This is a genomic window from Photobacterium sp. OFAV2-7 (assembly GCF_022347985.1).
Classification (GTDB): domain Bacteria; phylum Pseudomonadota; class Gammaproteobacteria; order Enterobacterales; family Vibrionaceae; genus Photobacterium.
The window spans coordinates 1-4,316 of the sequence record NZ_JAKRFQ010000421.1 but is presented as its reverse complement, the minus strand read 5'-3'; the positions used below and the strand labels follow the sequence as shown (position 1 = coordinate 4,316).

At 50.6% G+C, this 4,316-nt stretch carries 2 protein-coding genes and 1 pseudogene; all 3 read left to right on the top strand.

Annotation, left to right across the window (positions count from 1 at the left end; all coding sequences use genetic code 11):
* Positions 1 to 431 (top strand): annotated as a pseudogene (locus MHN01_RS18105) (extracellular solute-binding protein); the annotation flags it as partial.
* Between the two features lie 199 nt (positions 432 to 630).
* Positions 631 to 2,727: an iron ABC transporter permease gene (locus MHN01_RS18100; RefSeq protein WP_239412619.1), complete on the top strand. Its 2,097-nt coding sequence runs from the start codon at positions 631 to 633 to the stop codon at positions 2,725 to 2,727.
* Positions 2,728 to 2,745: 18 nt separating this feature from the next.
* The gene (gene fbpC, locus MHN01_RS18095) at positions 2,746 to 3,801 is read left to right on the top strand and encodes a ferric ABC transporter ATP-binding protein (RefSeq protein ID WP_239412618.1); all 1,056 of its coding nucleotides are present in this window, start codon (positions 2,746 to 2,748) and stop codon (positions 3,799 to 3,801) included.
* Positions 3,802 to 4,316: the final 515 nt, after the last annotated feature.

The window sequence follows — 4,316 nt, the reverse complement described above, 5'->3', positions numbered from 1 at the left end:
ACATTTCCCAGTACACCAAATCCGGTGTAACACCATCACGCAACTCTGCCCGCGGCGAGATCGCGATTGGTATCGGCTTCCTGCACGATTACTCACTGGAGCAGTCCAAAGGCGCGCCACTTGAGCTGATCTCACCATGTGAAGGCACTGGCTACGAAATTGGCGGTGTCAGCATCATCAAGGGTGCACGTAACATGGACAACGCCAAGCTATTCGTTGACTGGGTACTGTCTAAAGAAGGCCAGCAGCTGGCATGGCAGAAAGGTAAGTCATTCCAGATCCTGACCAACACCCAGGCAGAGCAGTCGCCAAACGCACTGGATCCGAAGAAGCTGTCTCTGATCAACTACGACATGGAAACCTATGGTTCTTCAAATGAACGTAAGCGTCTGATCAACAAATGGGTGAACGTCGTTAAGATGGGCGAATAATTCTCCTGGCAACCCCTTAATCATGAGCAGCAAATCCCTGCTGCTCATTTTCAACCAATTAACTCACAAGAAGGTTTCTTGGGGCTTCGTGCCCCCTGAAATCCACTAATTACAGTTTATTAAACAATAAGAACTGCGACAAAACTGCAATAAAAACAGCAACAAAAATAAAATCAAACAACTAAATTGGTACTGAACAATGAATGACTTAGCAGCTGACATCCCGTCAAGACAGCTCCAAAGTTCAGAACAGCGTGATCCGGTCTTTTATTGGATAATCGCGCTAGTCGGGGCTTTCGTGTTACTGCCATCCTTCGCCCTGGATTACGGGGTTTTTGAATCTACCTCGCAGGAGTTCAAAGATGCTATGGGCTGGAGCAGCATGAACATTTCATGGCTGTGGTTCGCCCTGCCGTTAGCGCTATTGATCCGCCCGTTCAAGGCGCAGAACAAATATGCCAAAAAGCGCCATCACTTCGACATCGGCTACACCAGCTTCTGTATGCTCTTTACCCTGATCACATCCTGGTACACAGAGCAGGGGCTAGGCTATGCCACGATTATTCTGTTTATTGCGCTTGGCTGCGTGCTCACTCTGGCACTCGCGCGATTGGAATACCTGGGCGGTGATGTCTTCGTCATCGGCGCGCTTGTTAGTATCGTATCGCTGATCTCTGTCTTTATTATCTATCCGAGCATCGCCATTTTTGTTCCTATGTTCAAAGACGACATGGGCAACTTCGTGATGTGGCAGTTCATCGATATTCTGACCCGTTCGCAGATCGTCCAAATCATTCTTAACTCGATAACGCTTGGCACCTCGGTCGGGATCACGGCAACCTTCTTCGGCCTGATCTTTGCGATATATACCACCCGAATCGCCAAGCGTTCAGCGTTCATCGCCCGAATTTTTTCTATCCTGCCTATCGTAACACCGCCGTTTGTTGTCGGCCTTGGTGTAACTCTTATGCTGGGTCGCTCAGGTTACATTACCGAGCTGATGGTCGACTGGTTTGGCCTGCAGCAGACCAACTGGCTGTACGGCTTTACCGGGATCTGGATGGCGCAGGTACTGGCTTTCGCGCCGATGTCTTTCATGATCCTCGACGGAGCAATGAAATCGCTGCATCCGTCACTGGAAGAAGCGTCCTATACCCTGCGCGCCAATCGCTACCAGACCTTCTTCAAAATCGTCATGCCGCTGCTAAAACCAGCCCTGGCCAACTCTTTCCTTATTATCTTCGTCCAGTCACTGGCCGACTTCAGTAACCCATTGGTACTGGGCGGTAGCTTCGATGTACTGGCTACCCAGATCTACTTCTACATTGCCGGCGCACAGCTCGACTACGCCTCTGCCAGTACCCTGGGCGCAGTACTGCTATTGTTCTCACTGGCTATCTTCGTGATCCAGTATGTCTGGATCGGCAAGCGCTCCTACGTCACCATTTCCGGTAAATCCTATCGCGGTGATGTTCAGCCACTGCCGACATCACTGAAACACGGTGTTACCGGTACCCTGTACTTCTGGATGGCATTCAATGTATTGCTGTACGGCAGCATTGTTTACGGTAGCTTCACTGTGAACTGGGGTGTGGACTACAGTCTGACATTAGATAACTACATCAACCTGTTCGGTATGGGTATGGGTGAAGGTGCGTGGCCGTCTCTCATCACCACCATGACTTACGCCGGTATTGCGGCTCCTATCACGGCACTGTTCGGCCTGCTGATTGCCTACATCGTGGTACGCCAGCAGTTCCACGGCAAAAAAGTCATCGAGTTTGCCACCATGCTATGTTTCGCCGTACCGGGTACCGTTGCCGGTGTCTCCTACATCCTGGCATTCAACGATGCGCCGGTCTACCTGACGGGCACCGCGGCTATCGTGGTGATCTCTATGGTTATGCGTAACGTGCCTGTCGGTATTCGTGCCGGGGTCGCCGGTCTGGGACAGCTGGATAAATCGCTCGACGAGGCCTCGCTCAGTCTACGTGCCAACTCGTTCAAAACCATTACCCATATCCTGATCCCGCTACTGCGCCCGGCTATCCTATCGACGCTGATCTACAGCTTCGTCCGTGCCATGACCACCGTCAGTGCGATTATCTTCCTGGTCACACCGGAAACCCGCGTAGCAACCTCGTACATCCTTAACCGCGTCGAAGACGGTGAATACGGCATTGCCATCGCCTATGGTTCGATTCTGATTTTCGTAATGCTCGGCATCATCCTAACTTTTGATTTCCTTGTCGGCGAAGCCCGTGTTTCGCGCTCAAGAGCCAACAACCAAGAATAACAACTGGAGACACTTCCCATGGCAAATGACAACTTTGTAGTACTTAAAAATGTCTGCAAGCGCTTTGGCGACAACACGGTAATTGGCGACCTTGATCTCGAAATCAAAAAAGGTAGCCTGGTTACCCTGCTCGGCCCTTCCGGTTGCGGTAAAACCACCGTACTTCGTCTGGTAGCCGGTTTGGAGAAACCGACCAGCGGCCAGATTTATATCGACGGCGAGGATGTCACCAACACCTCCATCCAGCACCGTGACATCTGTATGGTGTTCCAGTCTTATGCACTGTTCCCGCATATGTCGCTACATGACAATGTCGGCTACGGTCTGAAAATGCTTAAACTGCCTGCCGACGAAATTAAGCAACGCGTCGACGAGGCCCTGAAGCTGGTCGATCTGGAAGGGTTCGGCGATCGCTTTGTTGACCAGATCTCAGGCGGCCAGCAGCAGCGTGTTGCCCTGGCCCGTGCCCTTGTCCTCAAACCGAAAGTGCTGTTGTTTGACGAGCCGTTGAGTAACCTTGATGCCAACCTGCGCCGTAATATGCGGGAAACGATCCGTGAACTGCAGCAAAGATTCAACATCACCTCGCTTTATGTAACTCACGACCAAACCGAGGCCTTCGCAGTTTCCGACACGGTTATCGTCATGAAAGACGGCGATATCATGCAGCAGGGCACGCCAGATGAGCTGTATAAGTCTCCGGCTTCAATGTTTATGGCGAACTTTATGGGAGATGCCAACATCTTTTCCGGAAGCTATGACGGCCAGTATATTGATATCAACGGCTACAAAGTTCCGGCAGATCCAAGTGTTGTTGATGGCAAGGCACCAGGTAACTACAAGATTGGTGTTCGACCTGAGGCTATTTTACTGGCCCACGAAGGCGAACCTTGTCAACAGTGCATCGTTGAGAGTGTGGTATACATGGGATCCATGTATGAAGTTTCGGTGCGCTGGCATGATCAGGAACTGCTGCTGCAGCTCAACTCCTCGCAGTTCGATGCCAACCTGTCAGATCATGCCTATCTGACTATTAACCCGAGCAACCTGTTCCTGCTGGCAGAAAATAGCTAATTACCGTTAGCAACAATCATAATCCCCCTCAAGCGCCTCGCCCCCCACGAGGCGCTTTTTTCTGTCCAGATCGCTCTCTGTTCTCATTTTCCTCTATACCCAAACTACCTCAAGATGCAGAATTCAGAGTGAGGCCAGCAGGTTCAGTTCAAGGAAAATAACGGTAGGAATGGTGATCCCTTTCAACGTTATTTGACATAGAAATGAGCTTGCTGGCTCACTCCCAGAGGGCGAGCTTACTTGGCTTCTATGCGTTGTTACCGATTATTAATTTAGAGCCACTAGATTTTCTAATCGGTGCCTAGCCTAGAAGCCAAGTAATTCTCGCTGAACCAAGTATCTTGAGGTAGTTTGGGTATATATGCTCTGGTAAAATACAACCCGAAGCATATGAAAAATAACAATTCAAGGACAGTCGCCGTGAGCAAGTCAACCTCTGCCGGGTCCCCGGTTCAGTCGCAACAAACACCTAACCCTCAACATCCCGTTCTTACCCAAATCAATGTCTTTCCCGT